Below are 17,548 nucleotides of genomic sequence, written 5' to 3'. Positions count from 1 at the left end.
GGCGCTCCGCGAGGATCGGTCAGGCCGGCACGCCGAGAATGACGTGGGACGCCTTGATGACCGCGGTGGCACTGGCGCCCGGCACCAGGCGCAGGTCTTCCACGGCGTCGCGGGTGACGATCGAGTAGACCTGGGTGCCGCCGGCCAGCTCGATCACCACCTCGGCGTTGACGGCGCCGTCGGTGACGCTGACGACCTTGCCGTGCAGGCAGTTGCGCGCCGACAGGCGGAAGTCGCTGGCTTCGGTCATCAGCACGACCCAGGGCGCCTTGACCAGGGCGACGGCTTCGGCGCCGGCGGCCAGCTTCAGGCTGTTGACGCTTTCCACGGTGACCACGGCCACCAGGGTTTCGCCGCCGGCCAGTTCGAGGACGACTTCGCTGTTCACTGCGCCGGCGCGTACTTCGCGTACTTTGCCGTGGAAGACGTTGCGTGCACTGACTTTCATTGTTGCTCTCCGGTAGGTCGTAAAAACCTGACCAGAATGTCAGGAAACGCTATGCAGTTTCCACCACAGCGTCAGCTCAGGCCTTGATATAGACCCACGCCTGGAGGCCGGACTGCAATTGCACGTTGACCCGCTGGTAGTCCGATACCTCGTATGCATCTGCCGCCAGCAGCTCGTGCGGGGTGATCTCGAACACTGTCCCGGGTACCTGGTCGGCATCCGCTCCGCTGTACTGGACGATGGGGTGGTGGGTCTTGCCGCTGGTGGCGAGTACGGCAGGGTCGGTGATTTCCACCCAGTCCTGGCGGAACCCCACCAGGGCGTCGACATGCCCGTGCAGCTCGCGGCCGAAGCTGGCCAGTTGCACGGCCTTGTCCTGCAGGGTGCCGTAGGAGAACAGCAGTACGGTTTCGCTCATGGCTTGTGCTCCGCGTCAGGCCAGCAGGTCTTCGTAGAAGGCGCCGTAGGCCTTGCTCGGGTGGGCGAGTTGGATTTCCAGGATCCACAGGCCACCGCTCGGGTGGTCGGCGTAATCGCCCAGATCGCCGGCGCGGTAGATGGCGTGCGGGAAATCGCTGACGCGGTGGCCCTTGATATCCAGGTTGAGTAGCCAGCCCAGTTCCCCGGCCTGTTCATGGGCGAAGTCGTACAGCGCCACGCCGCTGCAGCCGGTCTCGCGCCAGCGCGCCTCGACGCGCTCGAATAGGGTTTTCGCCGCTGCCGCGCAGGCGGCCATCTCCGGATCGTTGCCGGTGACGAAGGTGGCGCCGGCATCGCCTTCATGGCCGCGCCAGACCACGCCCATGTCGATGAAGAAGATGTCGTTCTCGCCCAGCACCGGGTTGCCCTCGGAGCGCTGCTTGAAGGTCTTCAGGGTGTTGGCGCCGAAGCGGATCAACAGCGGGTGCCAGATGCGCTCCATGCCCAGGTCGGCGAGCACCTGCTTGCCGATGGCGACGGCCTCCAGTTCGGTCATGCCGGGGCGCATCTGCGCGGCGATGGCGTTCACGGCTTCCCAGGTGCGGGCCTGGGCGTATTGCATCGACTCCAGCGCGTAATTCGCGCCGACGGCTTCCTTGGCGTACACGGCGGTGTTCATGTCCTTTCCTCTGAACGACAGGCTAATCGGCGTATATATTTCTACATAGCGGTGCCGGAATTCAATCGGAGTTTCAGCAGCAGGACATGGCGCAGGCGATGAAGGCGGTGGTCAGGGTGGTGATGCTCAGCCCCACCAGGAACAGGGTGTCGGCGACGCGTTCGAGACGGTGATTGCGTTGCAGCTTGCGGGTCCGCAGGCCGAAGTAGGCGGTGAGGGTGGTCGCCAGGTAGATCACCGTGTTCAGCGCGAGCATGTCCTGGCCGATCAGGTCCACGCGGTGCTGGCCGACGATGATGCGCAGGATGCCCACTACTGTCAGGCACACGCCGACCATGGCGCCGGACGCGGCGAAGATGTGCACGCAGATGTCGTCGTCCAGTGGGGCGGTATGGCTCTTGTGGCTCATGGCGGGTCTCCTGCGCCGGCCGCTGCGGTTCATCCGCTCGACTTGCCGGTCTCGATGTGGCTGCCATGATAGGTAGGACGCAACGCGTGCTGTACTCGCTTTCCCGGTGGCCCCAGGTGAACCGAAAAACAGCGGAAAATCAGCCAGATAGCCGTCGTCTGCCGCGGCAGGCGCGGGCGCTGGAGAAGGTCGAGCTCATATTGGAGGCGTCGCGGCGCATCCTGGAGCGCCATGGTCTGGAGGGTTTCACCACCAACCACGTGGCGGAACTGGCCGGGGTCAGCGTCGGCTCGTTGTACCAGTACTTCCCCAACAAGGACCGCATCCTCGACGAGCTGGCCCGGCGCGAACTGGCAGCGTTGGCCGCCGGCATCATGGGCGCGCTCACCGGCCGCCCGCCGGAGACGCCCGGCGAGCGCATCCGCGCAGTGATTCACGCCGCCGTCAGCGCCTATGGCGGGCGCACCGGCGCGCACAAGGCGCTGATGCACTACCTGATGACGCGCGTCGGCGGCAGCCCGCTGCCAGCCTTGCGCGGCAGCGTCATGACCCACCTGGTGACCCACGGCCTGATCGACCACGACCAGCAACTGCGCAAGCTCGACGAGGCCGAGGTATTCGTCCTCGCCCATGCCGTGGGCGGTGTGCTGCGTGCCCTGCTGGACGACCCCGGCGCCCTGGCCCCGGAACGGCGGGAGGGCATCGAGGAAGCACTGGTGCAGTTGGTGCTGGCGTACTACGGGCGGGGCGAGGCGGGATGAAGCTCGGCGTCGGTCACAGCCACCAGCGCAGCAGGTAGAACGCGCCCATGCTGAGGATCACGCTGAGCAGCACGTTGCGCGTCCACAGCACCAGCGCCACGGCGACGATGGCGCCGAGCAGGTAGGGATTGTCCACGCGCAGGTTCAACTGGTGCTCGGGGAGGAACACGATGGGGCCGCAGATTGCGGTGAGCATGCCCGGCACGGCGAAGCCGAGGAACTGCCGCACGTTGCTGCTCAGGCGGATCGGCAGGCGCGGTTCGAGGAACACGTAGCGGTTGAAGAACACGATCAGGCCCATGCCGAAAATCACTGCCCAGACCATCATGCGCGCACCCCCGAGAGTTTCTGGCAGATGAAGCCGGCGAACATCCCCGCCAGCCCGGAAAGCACCAGCGCCGAGCCGACCTGCCAGTAGCTGAAGAGCACCGAGCAGAACAGCGAGACGGCGACGCAGACCACGGTGGGTACGTTCTTCACCACCGGCGCGATCAGCGCGACGAAGGTCGCGGCAATGGAGAAGTCCAGCCCCAGGTGTTCCAGCCCCGGAATGCTGCTGCCCACCAGCACGCCGGCCAGGGTGAAGAGGTTCCAGGCGATATAGAACGTCAACCCCACGCCCAGGGCGTACCAGCGGTTGAAGGTCTCGCGGTCGTGGCCGCTGGTCAGGGCGAAGAATTCATCGGTGAGCAGGAAGCCCAGGCCCGCGCGCCAGCGTCCCGGCAGGCCGGAGATCGCCGGGCGCAGGGTCATTCCGTAGAGCAGGTGCTGCGAGGTCAGCAGCAGGGTGGTGATCATGATCGAGATGAACCCGGCGCCGCCCTTGAGCATGCCGATGGCCACCAGTTGCGCGGCGCCGGCGAAGACGATGGCAGACAGGCCCTGGCCATGCAGTGGCGAAAGCCCGGCGTCGATGGCCAGGGAGCCGGCAAGCAGGCCCCAGGGCAGCACCGCGAGCGACAGCGGCATGATGTCGATGGCGCCCTTGAGGAAGGCACGTGAAGGAAGCTGATCTTGGGACATGAACGTTTCTTGCAGGCAGATAAGTGCCTTCAGGGTGGCAGAGAAACGCGTCGCCTGGCTTGAACAATCTTGCTGTCGTGAGCGTGTGAAGGTTCTTCCGGGGACCTGTCACGACGGCGGGCGAGACAGGAATGCCAGCAGGGTGGCTTCCTCGGCGCTCAGGTTCTGCCGCTTGCGCGATTTGCGCAGCCCGTTGAGTTCACCGGCGAGGAAGGCTTCGATCACCCGTGGGTGTATGTAGCATTTGCGGCAGATCGCCGGGGTATTGCCAAGCTCGTCCGCTACTTGCTGGATGATCGCCTTGAGTTGGCGGTTGGCGCTCTTCTCGTCTTCCCAGCGGGTCCTGCGGCAGTGCTCAAGGGCCAGGGTGGTACCGGCCCAGGTGCGGTAGTCCTTGGCGGTGAACTCCTCGCCGGCGTGCTCGCGCAGGTAGGTGTTGATGTCGCGGGAGTCGATCATGTGCCGCTGGCGCTCTGCGTCCAGGTACTGGAACAGCTGTTGCCCGGGCAGCTCCAGGCAGCGCCGGAGGATGCGCGCCAGGCGTGGGTGCTCGATGTCCACGCTGTGGCGGATGCCGCTCTTGCCACGAAAGGCGAAGCGGATGCGTGTGCCGCGGACTTCGACATGACGGTTGTTCAGCGTGGTGAGGCCGAAGGAGCGGTTCTCCTTGCGGTAGCGTTCGTTGCCGATGCGGATCAGGGTGCGATCGAGCAGTTCGACCACGGTCGCCATGACCTTTTCCGCTCCCAGGCCGGGCAGCGCCAGGTCCCGCTCGATGCGCCTGCGCAGCGCTGGCAGGCTTTCCCCGAAGCGCAGCAGGCGCTCGTACTTGGCGCTGTCGCGAACCTCGGTCCAGCGCGGGTGGTAACGGTACTGCTTGCGGCCGCGCATGTCGCGCCCGGTCGCCTGCAGGTGGCCGAGAGGGTCGATGCAGATCCACACATCGATATATGCCGGCGGAATCGCCAGGCGGTTGATGCGCTCGATCTCTGCTTCCACGCGGATGCGTTCGCCGCCCGGGTCGAAGTAGGCGAAGCGCCCGCGCAGGCGACGCCGGCTGATGCCCGGCAGGCGATCATCGACGTAGTGCAGGTCGGGGGGAAGGTCCGGCAGCTCCGGCGGTGTGCTCATGGCGGCTCCTCGAAGGCTCTTCCGTAATGGATCGCGGAAGGGCATCGGGAGTGCGGTTTTTTTCATCCGCCGGCGGCATGGCGAAGCCCAGGAACGCCCATCTTCGGCGGCCAGGTGCGTGGTTGAGTGCGCCTGCGAAAAAGCCCCGGAAGGCTCGCGCCAACCGGGGCTCCTGCTCAGCGCGTCAGGCCACGACAGGGATCATCGGATCGGCTGCCGCCAGCGCGGTGGCGCGATCAGCGGCCGGCGGGTAGATCCACACGGTGTTGATCTCGGTCTTGATCTTCTTGCCTTCTTCGCGCTGGAAGCGCACCTGGCGGTCCCAGCCTTCGGTGAACAATGCGCCCCAGGCGCCCAGGTCCAGGCAGGTGACGTACTTCTCTTGGCTGTAGGGGATGGGAGCTACGCCCAGCAGGTCGGCGGCAGCGTTGTTGCCGGCCGAGCGGCCCAGGGCGATGGCGTGCTGGCAGGTCATCAGCGCGTAGTTGCCGGCGTTGTCCACGGCGGCGTAGGCGACGTCGCCGGTGGCGAACACGGCGTCCTGGCCAATCACCTGGAGGTTGCGGTCTACGTGCAGGCGGCCCTGGCGATCACGTTCGCCGGCGACCTGTTCGGTCAGCGAACTGGCGCGCACGCCGGCGGTCCAGATCACGGTCTTCGCCTCGATGCGCTCGCCGCTGGAGAGAGTGACGCCGTTTTCGTCGATGGATTCCACCGAGGCCTTCAGGCGCCATTCCACGCCCAGCTCGGCGGAGGCTTCGGCCACCACGGATTGCGAGGTGACGCCCAGCGCACCGCCGATCTCGGCGCCGCGATCGACCACGATCACCCGTACCTTGGCGTCCGCGCCCAGTACTTCTCGCAGGCGCGTGGGCATTTCAGCGGCTGTCTCGATGCCGGTGAAGCCGCCGCCGGCGACGACCACGGTGTTGCGCGCTGCGGATTCCGGCAGTTGGTTCAGCGAGCGGAGATGTGTCTCAAGGCGCACGGCCTGGTCGATGTCGTCGACGTCGAAGGCGTGTTCGATGCCCGGCAGCGCGGGGCGGGCGACCTTGCTGCCGCTGGCGAGGATCAGGCGGTCGAAGCCCAGGGTGGCGATCTCACCGCTGGCATCGCGGTAATCCAGTTGGCGCCCGTCGACGTCGATCTGCTCGGCGCTGCCCTGGATGAAGGTCACGCCCACGGCGCCGAACAGGTCGCCCAGCGGCGCGGCCATCTGGTGCACGTTCGGCTCGTAGAAGCGCGGGCGGATGCGCAGTTCGGCCTGGGGGGCGAGTACAGCGACTTCGATGTCGCCGCGCTGGTGCAGGTCGAGCAGACGCGTGGCGCTCAGGGCGCTCCACATGCCCGCGAAACCGGTGCCGACGATCAGAATGCGTTGTTTCATGGTCTCTCCGACGAAAAGGATGAATCCAGGTTGTAGGGTTCCCGAGTGCCTGATATCGGAGCGGTTCGCTTCCCGGCTCGCCTCGGATAACTACGACTATATTTGTCGTAGTTATCCGGCGCAACTGATTTTTACCCCAAACTCCGACCATTCGTCACACCTGGGGCGGAGGCGGTAGCTCTGCTTCTGTTTATTCGCTGAACGCTTTGAAGTGCTGCAAGCCCTGCTCTGCGGGTTACAATTCGTCTGGTTGCATGCTTAAGTGCTTGCCGGGCGCAGGCTTTAGCTTGAGAATAATGCGACTAACTTAGTCGGAGTTTGTGATGGCTTTATACAGCGCAGGGGTGGAGTACGGCATTCACTGCCTGCTCTTCCTGACGGATGAGAAGGGCGACAGCCGTGACTCCAGCGTGCGAGCGCTGGCGGAGTTGCAGGGTGTGCCCCAGGAATTGCTGGCCAAGGTCTTCACCAAACTGGCCAAGGCTGGGCTTGTAGCGGCCACTGAAGGTGTGCGCGGTGGTTTCCGCCTGGCGCGGCCGGCGGACGAAATCACCGTGCTGGACATCGTCAGGGCCATTGATGGCGACAAGCAGATTTTCGAGTGCCGCGACATCCGCGGCCGCTGCGCGGTGTTCGAAGGTTCGCCGCCGGAATGGGCGACCTGCGGTACCTGCTCGATCCACGCCGTCATGCTGACCGCGCAGAAGCGTATGGAAGAGGCGCTGGCCCAGCACACCGTGCTCGATCTCGCACGCCGCGTCGGGCGCAAGGCCCCGCCGGAGTTCGGCGAGGCCCTGGTGCGCTGGATGGACGCCCAGCGCGACGGCAGCAGCGCCGTCAGCTAACGCGCATCGCCGCCGCGCGGCTTGTAGAAGACGAACTCGTCTGTCTCGGCCGTGCGGATGTATTCCTTCGCCCAGGACGGCGAGACGTGGCGGTCGTGGAAGTACATCGCGCCGCGCGTACGGTCGCCCAGTTGCTGGTTTAGCGCCTTGCGGGCGATTTCCTTGGCGATGTCGTAGCGGTTCTTTTCCTCCACCTGGTCGGAGCGGCCGTCGCACCACCAGGAAAACTGGCAGTGTTTCTGCTCCTGGCCCTGCTTGACCACGCCGCACACGGTGTCGGGGAAGCCACCGTGGCCCATGCGGTTGAGCACCACATTGGCCACCGCCTCCATGTCGGCGCGGCCGCCCCCCTTGGCTTCCCAGTAGATGGTCCGCGACAGGCAGACGACGGCGTCGTCCAGCGGCGCCTTGCCGGCGGGGTCGACGGCTTTCACTTCGGCCTTGGTGATGGGGGTTGCGGTGGTTACCGCGGTAGCGGGGTGGGCGACCTGTTGTTCCAGGACTTCGCCCTTGGTCACGGCGGCCTGGGCTTTCTCATCGGTGGATGTGCCCAGCTCAGCGGCGATGGAAGAGGGTGCCCAGAGCGCGAGCAATAACAGCGGAAGAAAATGAAGGCGGCACATGATCGAACCTACCTGCGGGACAAAACCAGTCCGGCCGTTGCGCAGGGCCCTTCCGGTACCTGCGCGACGGCGCCCTTGAGGCTGCTCCCTGGGAAAAGAAAGCGAAGCGACCGCGCCTGGTCGTTGTGACCGTCCTGCACGAACCCGGATTCAATTTTTCAGCCAGACGGTATTACCTGCGCCCCGCGGCTGACGGGGCCTGGGGCACATGGCGCTGGAAAAACTCGGCCACCGCCTGCAGCACGGCAGGTTGCTGTTCGCGGTGCGGAACATGTCCGCAATCGGGCAGCAGCCTGAGCATCGTCGGTACGCCCGGTATCGAGGTGAGACGCTGCGGGTGGGCGGCCGAGCCGTACTCGTCCTGCTCGCCATGCAGGCTGAGGGTCGGGCACTTTACCTGCGCCAGTTCGGCGTCCAGGTTCCAGTCGCTGAAATCGTCCGACAGCCAGGTGTCGACCCAGGCGCGCAGCACCCAGAAAGCCTTGTCGCCATGGTACTTCTGCAGGCGTTGCAACTGCCCCTCGCGGGCGAATTCCAGTTCCGCGGCGCGGATGCCGTCGCGGGTCCGGTGCTCGACGAAGGCCTGCGCCGACTCGGTGATCAACGCCGCGCAGGTTTGCGGATGCCGTGCCACGCACGTCACGGCCATGGCGCCGCCAACACTATGGCCGAACACCACGCAGCGCTCGAAACCGAAGTGCTGCTGCAGCAGAGGGAAGACGGTGCGTGCTTCCTCGTCGATGAAGTCCAGGGGCAGGGCACCGGGGTAGCGCTCTGAGCGACCGAAACCGAGGCGGTCATAGGCGATGACCGGGCGGCCGGTGGCGCCGGCGAGGCTTTCCGGGAAATCGCGCCACAAGGTGACGCAGCCCAGCGAGTCATGCAGCAGCAGGATCGGCTCGCCGGTGATCTCGGCGGGTGTCCAGGCCTGGGCGAACAGTTGGCCTTTCTCGCTGCTGATCCAGTGCTCGCGGGTGACGATGGCGGATGGCATGACGTGTTCCTGATCGTGGCAGGGGCGCATGGTAGGGCCCTGGCCCGTTCGATGCCAACCATGGGCCCAGGTACTAAGGAAACCTTAAGGCTGCTCGGGGATGATGACGACTCGCGGCCGGGGCTGTCCCGGGCAGTGCTCACACCGGGCCCGGTCGCTTTTTTTGAATAAATAGAGGAGTCCTGCCTTGGACACTTGCCCTGGTCGATTGCGACAGGTCTGAACAGCGAGCCGTCCGGCAGAACCCTGCCACTGTCTCGCTGCGTTGCGGACAGTGGCGATACGCATCCTGCCGCGGGATGACGTCTCACCATTCCCCTGCGGGGCCAACCGGCCCTTCGCTCCCTCGCAATCCACCACCCGAATGCGCGCCGGCATCGCCCGGCGCATGGAGCGGCCGAGCGCCGCAAACGAGGTGGAACATGGATTGGAAAATCTTCCTGCTGCGGGTTGCCGCGGCACTCATCCTGGGCGCCCTGATCGGCGCTGAACGCCAGCTGCGTCAGCGCCTGACCGGCCTGCGTACCAATGCGCTGGTCAGCATCGGTGCCTGTCTCTTCGTGCTGATGACCCAGGCCATGCCGGGGCTCTCGGCCGACGCTCCGCGCATCGCTGCTTATGTGGTGTCCGGCATCGGCTTCCTCGGCGGCGGCGTGATCATGCGCGATGGCCTGAATGTGCGCGGCCTCAACACTGCTGCCACGCTCTGGTGCACCGCCGCCATCGGTGTGCTGTGCAGCATGGGGCTGTTGCTCGAAGCCGCGCTGGGCAGCGTGGTGGTGCTCTGCGCCAACATCCTGCTGCGCGACATCGCCCTGCGCCTGAATCACCAGGACGTGGTGCCGGCCAGTGAAGCGGAGCAGCGCTACGGCGTCGCGATCATCTGCCGCGCCGAAGACGAGATCCAGGTGCGCAGTCTGATGCTGCACAGCCTGGACAGCAGCGAACTGCGCCTGCAATCGCTGCACAGCGAGGATCAGCCCAACCCGGCGAAACTGGAAGTGCGCGCCGAGTTGCTCGGCGGCCATGGCGCCGCCGGACAGCTGGAACGCATGGTCAGCCGCATCAGCCTGGAGAAGGGCGTCAGCTCGGTGCGCTGGCAGCTGTTCGAGCTGGCCAGCGATTGAAGCTGAGCCAGCTTTTGGGTAGGAGCGAGCTTGCTCGCGAACAGCCTTGGCAGCGGACTTCAGCCAGTTCGCGAGCAAGCTCGCTCCTACAAATGCAGGTTCTATCCCCTGCGTAGGAGCGGACTCGGTCCGCGATTGGCATCAGGCCATTGCGGACTCAACTCTCGCGGGCGGCGCGACAGCCACAGCGCGGCACCGGTTTGCGGGCTTCCTCGGCTACCACGCCGCGCCACCAGCGTTCAGCGTTATGTGGCGCTTCGATATCGATGCGCTCGCCCATCATCGGCGTTGTGACGGCCAGGCCGCGTTCGCCGGCGATCTCCAGTACGCGCTCGAAGGGTTCGTACCAGGCGTGCATGGCCAGGTCGAAAGTGCCGTTGTGGATCGGCAGCAGCCAGCGGCCGTTGAGGTCCTGGTGGGCCTGCACAGTCTGTTGCGGGTGCATGTGCACGTAAGGCCAGTGCTCGTTGTAGGCACCGGTTTCCATCAGCGTCAGGTCGAAGTGGCCGAAGCGCCGGCCGATTTCGGCGAAGCCGTCGAAGTAGCCGGTGTCGCCGCTGAAGAAGATGCGCAGGCTGTCGTCCTCGATCACCCAGGAGCACCACAGGGTGCGGTTGCCGTCGCGTACTCCGCGGCCGGAGAAGTGCTGCGCAGGGGTGGCGGTCAGGCACAGGCCGTCCACCGTGGTGCTCTGCCACCAGTCCAGTTGGCGGATCTTCTCTGCCGGTACGCCCCAGTCGAGCAGGCGGTCGCCCACGCCCAGCGGGGTGAGGAAGACCTCCGCGCGTTCGGCCAGCACGGCGATGGTCGCGCGGTCGAGGTGATCGTAGTGGTCGTGGGAGAGGATCACGCCGCGGATCGGCGGCAGGTCCCGCAGGGCAATCGGTGGCGCGTGGAAGCGCTTGGGCCCGGCGAAGCTGAAGGGCGACGCGCGTTCGGAGAACACCGGGTCGGTCAGCCACCAGCCGCCGCGCAACTTGAGCAGCAGGGTGGAGTGGCCGAGGCGATACAGGCTGCGGTCAGGCGCGGCGTCCAGCTCATCCGTAGTCAGCGCGCGCACGGGTACCGGCGCACGCGGCACGGTGTTCTTCGGTTTGTTGAACAACAAATCCCAGAGCACCCTCGCGCTTGGCTCGGGCATGTCGGCCGGGCGCGGGGTGAGGTTGTGGAAGCGGCCTCCGCGCGATTGCGCAGAGTGGTCGTAGTCGCCGATGGGCGCGCGTTGCAGTGGGAGGCGGGGCAAGGCACTGATCCTCTGGTGGCGGAATCTGTCAGGACACCACGCTACAGGCTCCGCCGCCAGGGATCATTATCGGCATTTTGATTCAGAACATCACCGGCATCGATACAGGCCGCGCGCCACGGGCGAGGCGCTGTAGGAGCGAGCTTGCTCGCGAACCGCTTGGCGCCGGAGCCACCGGGGAAACATCGCGGACGGAGCCCGCTTCCACGCGAACGCAAGCGTTGGGGGCGGCCTGTAGGAGCGAGCTTGCTCGCGAACCGCTTGGCGCCGGAGCTGCCGGGAGGCATCGCGGCCAAGGTTCGTTCCCACAGCAAGCGCGTCAATCCAGCTTCGAGAGAATGTCCCAGGCCAGCTTCACCCGCGCCTCGTTGGGGTAGTTGCGGTTGGCGAGGATGACGATGCCGCGCTGCTTCGACGGGACGAACGCGACGTAGGCACCGAAGCCGCCGGTGGCGCCGGTCTTGTTCACCCAGACGTCCTGCTGCGGTGGCATCGGCTTGCGCAGAGTCTTCACCGGCTGGCTATCTAGCATCATCTGGCTGCCGCTGTATTGCTGTAGTTCGGCGAGCTTGGGGGGGTAGGCATACTGCTCCCAGACGAGGTCCTGGGTCATCGGGCCGACCTGGTAATAGCCGGTGCGGGTGGCATCCACCGCCGCCTGCAACTTGGTACCGAGCTTGACCTCGCCCAGTTGCACCTGGACGAAACGCAGCAGGTCACGACTGCTGGATTTCACCCCGTAGGCCTCATCGGCGATCTGGTCGGGGTTAACCCGCACGGGCTGGTCGTTCTTGTCGTAGCCCTGGGCATAGACACCCTGGCGCGTCACGGGCACATCGATATGGGTATTGCTCAGTCCCAGCGGGGCGAAGACGTTGCGCTGCATCGCGGTCTTGAACGGCACATCGAGGGCGCGCGCGGTGGCGATGCCGAGCAGGCCGATACTGGGGTTGGCGTAAGTCCGCTGGGTGTTGGCGGGGTACTGCGGCTGCCAGGTCCTGTAGTAGTCGGTGAGCTGTTGGGGAGTCTTTACCTCATCGGGCAGTTGCAGCGGGAAACCGCCGGTGACGTGGGTGGCGAGCTGGATCAGCGTCACCTTGTCCAGGGCGCTGCCGCGCAGTTCCTTCAGATAATGCGTCGGGCTGTCCTGCAGCTTGAGCTTGCCGCTGGCCTCGGCGAAACCGGCAAGGGTGGCGGTGAACGTCTTGCTCACCGAGCCGATCTCGAACAGCGTATCGCTGCTCACCGGCTGTTTGCTCTGCTTCGACGCCACGCCGAAATTGTAGAAATGCTGCTCGCCATGGTTGGTGACGCCAATCGCCAGGCCGGCGATGTTCTGTTCGCGCATGACCTGCTGGGCGAGCTTGTTCACCTTCGCATCGAAGTCCGGCGGGGTGGCTTGGGCGAGGTTGGAGAATGCGAGTGCGATGAGGCTGAACGCGAGGGGAGCGGTCCGGCGCATGAAGACGTCCTGTTACGGTGTAGAAGGACTGAACCTAGCACCACCTGCTCCGTCGCTCCAGCGGTAGGCGGGGCACGATGCCCCGCCCGGCGTCCATCAACGAATGTTGTTGATGCTGCCTTTGTTGCCGGTGACCTTGACGTCCACCTTCTTGAAGATGAAGTAATCCTGCACGTTCACTTCGTAGCGCGGTGCGACGATCAGATCGGAACCGGAGCTCTTCACCGCCTTGTAAGCGGCAGCGGCCTTGACCGAGGAAACCGGGTCGAAGGCAGCCAGGCTCATGCCCGAACCGCTCTCGGCGCCGTAGGTGACGCCATCGGCGTACTGGCTGTCACCGCCGAACTTGATGAAGCCGAACAGGATGTTGACCTGGGACTGGCCACTGATCGGGCCACCGACGGCAACGTCTGCCTTCAGGTCGGTCTTGACGGCGCCGGCGATCGGGGCGATCGGTTGGCTGACGTTGTAGCTGGTGCAGCCGGTGGCGAGGGCAGCGACCGAGACAAGTGCGGCGGCGCTCAGGAACTTCTTCATGCTTACTCCTTGTATGCAAATGCCCCTTTTTGCATTGGATTGGGGGCGGCGGCACTGTAGGGGCGCGGTGAATGCTTGCTGAATCAGACGAATCTCAAAGCAGCGTGCGCGCGGTTGACGCAGCGAGGCGTCTACGACGGACATTTCAGGGTCGTCGACCGGCAGCGCTACGCCGCGTCGGCGCCGGGTGGTAGGATGCGCGCCCCATGCGAATCTCCGACCTCGACCAACGCCTTGCCAACCTTGGCGCGCTGCCTCTGCATCGCGCCCGGATGCTGCGTGCCTGGCTGCAGGGCAAAGCGCTGGATGCCGGCACCAAGCGACAGGCGACCGAGGATTTCCTGCCGCTGAGCGTGCGCAACGGCGTGGCGCAGATTGCCGCCGAGCTGGATGCATTGGCGACCATCCAGTCGCGCCACCCCGGCGGCGACAACTCCGAGCGCCTGCTGGTACGCCTGGCCGATGGGCAGATGGTGGAAAGCGTGCTGCTGCCGCGCGGCGGCGTGTGCGTGTCGACCCAGGTCGGTTGTGCCGTGGGCTGCCGCTTCTGCATGACCGGCAAGAGCGGCCTGCTGCGCCAGCTATCCACCAGCGAGATCGTTGCCCAACTGGTGCTCGCGCGGCGTGTGCGGCCAGTGAAAAGGGTGGTGTTCATGGGCATGGGCGAGCCGGCGCACAACCTCGACAATGTGCTGGAGGCCATCGACCGCCTCGGCACCGATGGCGGTATTGGCCACAAGAACCTGGTGTTCTCCACCGTCGGCGACCCGCGCGTGTTCGAGCGCCTCCCGCAGCAACGGATCAAGCCGGCGCTGGCGCTCTCGCTGCACACCAGCGATGCGGCGTTGCGCGAGCACCTGCTGCCGCGTGCGCCAAAGATTACCCCCGAGGAACTGGTGGAGCAGGGCGAGGCCTACGCCCGCGCCACGGACTATCCGATCCAGTACCAGTGGACGCTGCTCAAGGGCATCAACGACAGCCAGGAAGAACTCGACGGCATCCTGCGCCTGCTCAAGGGCAAGTTCGGCGTGCTCAACCTGATCCCGTTCAACGCCCTGGAAGGCGACCAGTACCAGCGCCCGGACAGCGACCGCATCGTCGAGATGGTCCGTTATCTGCACAGCCGTGGGGTGCTGACCAAGGTGCGCAACAGCGCCGGGCAGGACGTCGACGGCGGATGTGGCCAATTGCGCGCGCGGGCCCTGATCATCGCCCGCCGATAGTGTGGCCGCCCAACCCCGGGCGGAAAAACCTCGTAGTTCGAGATGGTTTATTCAAGGGGCTGCACATGCGTGCGAGTGACATTCATTACCTTGAGCCGGGTACTCGGAATTTCACGGTTGAACTGACAGTTGCTGGGCGAGAGTTTGTGGGATGACGTCACGAGATCAGGTGCTCGTGAGTTTGATCGTTAATCAATAAATCCGCTTCGGCTTGTATGTAGGAAGTATTTCGATCGGAGGACCATTAATAGGATATTTCCTACATGAGTTGTGGGATTTTACGACAATAAATAAGTGGGCAAATTCCTAATATCACCAGGTCATTCTCTGAGGACTTTCAGTATCGGAGAACCACTCTTTCTAACTGGTGCTGCTATGAACTCAAAATCCCTCGTTTTCTCGGCGCTATTGCTCACTCTGGCAGGCTGCGGCCCGCAAGGGGGGGCCAGCTCTGCACTGGCCGCCCATCCTGTCAGCGTTCCCGCACTGCCGGTCATTCAGGAAGCCGTGCGCTCCCTGTATCCCACCTTCAATGGCCGAAGCGCTCCCGTCCTGGCTCATCAATTGTGCTCCTTGGCCAACGGTGGCGTTACCGCGGAGCAGAACAGTGCCCAGTTGAAGAAACTGGGGATCGACCCGACTTCGCTGCCGCACCAGGGGAATGACGCGATGGCTCTGCTGGTGAACGGCGATACGGCAGCACAGGCCGCGGCCTGTGCTGCCTACCACGCGGTTTCCGCGCTGACGCCGGTCAACCCTGAGGAGTTCATGCGGCCTGGCGCGGCAACGTCACCGGCCGCACTCAGTGCTGGTGGCGCCGGGAAAACCGCAAGCGAGGAGGCGAGCACCGGCGCAGCGAAAGCAGATTCAAACGCCAGGCTCGATAACGTCGCGCTGAGCAGGCTGATGGACCTGCGGCTTGCGCAAAGCCGGGCCAATGCGGACATCTTTGCCCTCATCGCCGGGCGCCTGGCTGCCACGCCGGGGTTGATCGAGAGTGATTATCGTAACCGTGCGGCCAAGATGTTCGCGGAGCTGGCGCCACGTTACCTGGACGATCTGAAGCAGCAGATTCCACCCGCAAGTACCCGGTACCGCCTGAATCGCCTGACGGCAGAGCAGTTCTCTTTCAGCTCTGATACCGGGCTGAGCTATCAGGTCTCGAAAAGGGATGGAGTGATGCTGACCCGCTTCGGCCAGCCCTGGCTTGGCCGGGGGGTGATACTCGGCAAGAACTACTACCTGTCGATGACCTTGCCCTGATTCAGACCTGTCGTTCTGCCCCGTGCCGTGGGCCAGTCGCGCGGGTAGTGGTCCTTGTCGCCAGGGTTGCCTCACTGTGTGGGGCAGCCCTGGCGTTCTAGTTTCCCGGCCCGGTCCAGGCCCTCGCGGCGGCGGGACGGTCTCGATTCAGGCTGCCGCCTTCCACTGGTGATACAGGCGTACTTTCGCCATAGCGGATTGTTGGTGCGGCGGGTCTGTCTCCAATCCCTGTAATGAAGCGGCGCCGGGAAAGTTTGCCCTCCCATCCATGGGAGAAATCATCAGGGTGAGATATCTCCTACTGCGTGAGTGACGCTCAAGAAAACCATCCAGACTCATATTCTGGATGTGTCGCTGCCGGTTCTCTGTTTTATGCAGGAATAGCCTTAGGAATCATCCTACCCAAGTAATGGGATTATCTGAGTTCCTCGGAATTTGCCTCTCCATAACATGTGTTCATCCCGTCTCTTTTCGATCTTTAAACGAGACGATTCCTACGTATGGCATAAGGGAAATTCTGATGAACCGCGTATATCGCAGTATCTGGTGTGAAAAAACGGGGACCTATGTCGCGGCTGCCGAGACGGCTAAAAGTCGGACCAAGGCTGGGCGTATTGGTGGCCTGATCGCGGCTGCCCTGATGAGTGCATTTGGCTTCCTGCCCGAGGCGTTTGCGGGGGCGTCGTTCTCCGATACGGGGGCCTCGGTCAACGGCAACAACGGTTCTCGGGCTGCTGGCTCGAGTGGTGGCTGGGGGGCGCAAGCCAACTACCAGGGCCTGGCGATGACGCCTGACGGCGACTGCCAGGATCTCACTGCGACCTACACGACCGGGCCCGGAGCACTGGGCAACATGAGCAGCCTGTTCAGCAGCCTGGCTCCGCAGTACTCAACCACAGTCGATTATGGCTCCCAGGCGAACAAAGGCACGGGATACGTCAACTGGGGTTCGAGCCAGTTCATCGGCGGCACCGGCAACATTGGCAACAACGCCGGCGGTACGGCGGTCAATAACGGATCGACCCTGGCATATGGTTACAACTCCACGGCGATCGGCTGTGCCGTCCGCGCCTATGGTTTCGGCTCCACCGCAATGGGCTTTGGCGCAATGGCTCAGGATTCCGGTGGCATTGCCATGGGCATCTACTCTTCGTCCCAGGGCAATGGATCCATTGCCATCGGAACCCTGGCCACCGCGATAGCCGACCATGCGATTGCGCTGGGTTATGGCACCAATGCCTCGGGCGTGGACAGCCTGGCGCTGGGTACTTCCGCCAGCGCAACAGCCGCCAGCAGCCTGGCACTGGGTACCTCCGCCGTCGCCACGGCGGGCAACTCGGTTGCCTTGGGTGCCAACTCCAGCACCACTGCGAACCTTGCAGCTGCCGGTTACAACCCGGGGACCGCCGCCTTGTCGGGTGTGGCTTCCGCCACCAACGGCGAGGTGTCCATCGGCGCATCCACCCAGGAGCGCCGCTTGACCAACCTGGCAGCCGGCTCGCAGGCAACCGACGCAGTCAACGTCAGCCAATTGCAGTCGGAAGACGCCAAGGTCGCGAACCTGGCCGCAACGGCCGCATCGGCGCTGGGCACTACCGTGGGCACCAATGCTGCGATCACCGCGCCGAGCTATCTGCTGGCCAAGGCCAATACCCTTGGCGGAACCAGTGGTGCCGCAACCAATGTGGGAGCGGGCTTTGACAAGGTGGATGGCGCTCTCGGCAACCTGGATGGCCGCGTGACCCAGAACACCACGGATATCGCCGCCAACGGCCAATCGATCGCCGGGTTGGATACTCGCGTTACGCAAAATACCGCGGATATCTCAAGCAACGCGACGTCGATCACCAGCCTGGGCGGACGCATGACCACGGCGGAAGGCGATATCACCAGCCTCGACGGCCGCATGGGCAGTGTGGAAGGCGACATCACCAGCATCACCACCAACCTCAGCAGCGGCGCCATCGGCATGG

General features: G+C 64.6%; 19 protein-coding genes. 6 read left to right on the top strand and 13 right to left on the bottom strand.

Annotated elements, in window-relative coordinates; translation table 11 throughout:
- Positions 1-19: 19 nt before the first annotated feature.
- From A6723_RS08320 to A6723_RS08305, 4 genes are all read right to left on the bottom strand, one after another.
- A complete protein-coding gene (locus A6723_RS08320) occupies positions 20-448 on the bottom strand; it encodes a molybdopterin-binding protein (RefSeq protein ID WP_054907124.1) in 429 nt (142 codons plus the stop codon).
- A gap of 76 nt (positions 449-524) precedes the next feature.
- On the bottom strand, positions 525-866 hold the full coding sequence (locus A6723_RS08315; protein WP_054907123.1) for a gamma-glutamylcyclotransferase family protein: 342 nt from the start codon (positions 864-866) through the stop codon (positions 525-527).
- A 15-nt stretch (positions 867-881) separates the two neighbouring features.
- The gene (locus A6723_RS08310) at positions 882-1,547 is read right to left on the bottom strand and encodes a M24 family metallopeptidase (RefSeq protein WP_054907122.1); all 666 of its coding nucleotides are present in this window, start codon (positions 1,545-1,547) and stop codon (positions 882-884) included.
- Between the two features lie 73 nt (positions 1,548-1,620).
- Positions 1,621-1,956 carry a hypothetical protein gene (locus A6723_RS08305; protein ID WP_037008997.1) on the bottom strand — a complete coding sequence of 112 codons (336 nt, stop codon included), beginning with the start codon at positions 1,954-1,956 and terminating at the stop codon, positions 1,621-1,623.
- A 116-nt stretch (positions 1,957-2,072) separates the two neighbouring features.
- Here A6723_RS08305 and A6723_RS08300 point away from each other — a divergent pair, with 116 nt between their 5' ends.
- On the top strand, positions 2,073-2,717 hold the full coding sequence (locus A6723_RS08300; protein WP_064979609.1) for a TetR/AcrR family transcriptional regulator: 645 nt from the start codon (positions 2,073-2,075) through the stop codon (positions 2,715-2,717).
- 13 nt (positions 2,718-2,730) lie between these two features.
- Here A6723_RS08300 and A6723_RS08295 read toward each other — a convergent pair whose 3' ends face one another.
- From A6723_RS08295 to A6723_RS08280, 4 genes are all read right to left on the bottom strand, one after another.
- Entirely contained in the window at positions 2,731-3,045 is a 315-nt protein-coding gene (locus tag A6723_RS08295) for an AzlD domain-containing protein (protein WP_054907120.1), read from the bottom strand.
- The gene (locus A6723_RS08290; protein WP_054907119.1) at positions 3,042-3,740 is read right to left on the bottom strand and encodes an AzlC family ABC transporter permease; all 699 of its coding nucleotides are present in this window, start codon (positions 3,738-3,740) and stop codon (positions 3,042-3,044) included. The genes A6723_RS08295 and A6723_RS08290 overlap by 4 nt, the downstream gene beginning before the upstream one ends.
- Positions 3,741-3,848: 108 nt before the next feature.
- A complete protein-coding gene (locus tag A6723_RS08285) occupies positions 3,849-4,871 on the bottom strand; it encodes a DNA topoisomerase IB (protein WP_054907118.1) in 1,023 nt (340 codons plus the stop codon).
- A gap of 184 nt (positions 4,872-5,055) precedes the next feature.
- Positions 5,056-6,258, bottom strand: a complete 1,203-nt coding sequence (locus tag A6723_RS08280) for an NAD(P)/FAD-dependent oxidoreductase (protein ID WP_054907117.1) — start codon at positions 6,256-6,258, stop codon at positions 5,056-5,058.
- Between the two features lie 323 nt (positions 6,259-6,581).
- On the opposite strand from A6723_RS08280, the gene A6723_RS08275 reads away from it, so the two are divergent.
- Positions 6,582-7,103, top strand: coding sequence for an Rrf2 family transcriptional regulator (locus A6723_RS08275; RefSeq protein ID WP_054907116.1), 522 nt, complete (start codon positions 6,582-6,584; stop codon positions 7,101-7,103).
- Here A6723_RS08275 and A6723_RS08270 read toward each other — a convergent pair.
- Complete coding sequence (locus tag A6723_RS08270; protein WP_054907115.1) at positions 7,100-7,726, bottom strand: cell wall hydrolase; 627 nt, start codon at positions 7,724-7,726, stop codon at positions 7,100-7,102. The two genes, A6723_RS08275 and A6723_RS08270, sit on opposite strands and share 4 nt — an antisense overlap.
- Positions 7,727-7,898: 172 nt before the next feature.
- Positions 7,899-8,720 (bottom strand): alpha/beta fold hydrolase, encoded by an 822-nt coding sequence (locus A6723_RS08265; RefSeq protein ID WP_054907114.1) that lies wholly within the window; start codon positions 8,718-8,720, stop codon positions 7,899-7,901.
- Between the two features lie 422 nt (positions 8,721-9,142).
- On the opposite strand from A6723_RS08265, the gene A6723_RS08260 reads away from it, so the two are divergent.
- The gene (locus A6723_RS08260) at positions 9,143-9,847 is read left to right on the top strand and encodes an MgtC/SapB family protein (protein ID WP_054907113.1); all 705 of its coding nucleotides are present in this window, start codon (positions 9,143-9,145) and stop codon (positions 9,845-9,847) included.
- A 157-nt stretch (positions 9,848-10,004) separates the two neighbouring features.
- On the opposite strand, the gene A6723_RS08255 is transcribed toward A6723_RS08260, so the two are convergent.
- The 3 genes from A6723_RS08255 to A6723_RS08245 all read right to left on the bottom strand — a co-directional run bounded on the left by A6723_RS08255 (position 10,005) and on the right by A6723_RS08245 (position 13,089).
- Positions 10,005-11,090 carry an MBL fold metallo-hydrolase gene (locus A6723_RS08255; RefSeq protein WP_054907112.1) on the bottom strand — a complete coding sequence of 362 codons (1,086 nt, stop codon included), beginning with the start codon at positions 11,088-11,090 and terminating at the stop codon, positions 10,005-10,007.
- Between the two features lie 319 nt (positions 11,091-11,409).
- On the bottom strand, positions 11,410-12,552 hold the full coding sequence (gene ampC / locus A6723_RS08250; protein ID WP_054907111.1) for a class C beta-lactamase: 1,143 nt from the start codon (positions 12,550-12,552) through the stop codon (positions 11,410-11,412).
- A gap of 96 nt (positions 12,553-12,648) precedes the next feature.
- A complete protein-coding gene (locus A6723_RS08245; protein ID WP_024763830.1) occupies positions 12,649-13,089 on the bottom strand; it encodes a hypothetical protein in 441 nt (146 codons plus the stop codon).
- A 206-nt stretch (positions 13,090-13,295) separates the two neighbouring features.
- On the opposite strand from A6723_RS08245, the gene A6723_RS08240 reads away from it, so the two are divergent.
- From A6723_RS08240 to A6723_RS08230, 3 genes are all read left to right on the top strand, one after another.
- On the top strand, positions 13,296-14,312 hold the full coding sequence (locus tag A6723_RS08240) for an RNA methyltransferase (RefSeq protein ID WP_054907110.1): 1,017 nt from the start codon (positions 13,296-13,298) through the stop codon (positions 14,310-14,312).
- A gap of 375 nt (positions 14,313-14,687) precedes the next feature.
- A complete protein-coding gene (locus A6723_RS08235) occupies positions 14,688-15,575 on the top strand; it encodes a hypothetical protein (protein WP_054907109.1) in 888 nt (295 codons plus the stop codon).
- Between the two features lie 520 nt (positions 15,576-16,095).
- Positions 16,096-17,548 (top strand): ESPR-type extended signal peptide-containing protein (locus tag A6723_RS08230; RefSeq protein WP_256546894.1); only part of this gene is annotated, 1,453 nt, incomplete at its 3' end.

This window comes from Pseudomonas sp. AU11447, from assembly GCF_001672555.2.
GTDB classification, from domain to species: domain Bacteria; phylum Pseudomonadota; class Gammaproteobacteria; order Pseudomonadales; family Pseudomonadaceae; genus Pseudomonas; species Pseudomonas nitroreducens.
The sequence above is the reverse complement of the archived record's forward strand: the minus strand, read 5'-3'. Positions and strand labels throughout refer to the sequence as shown.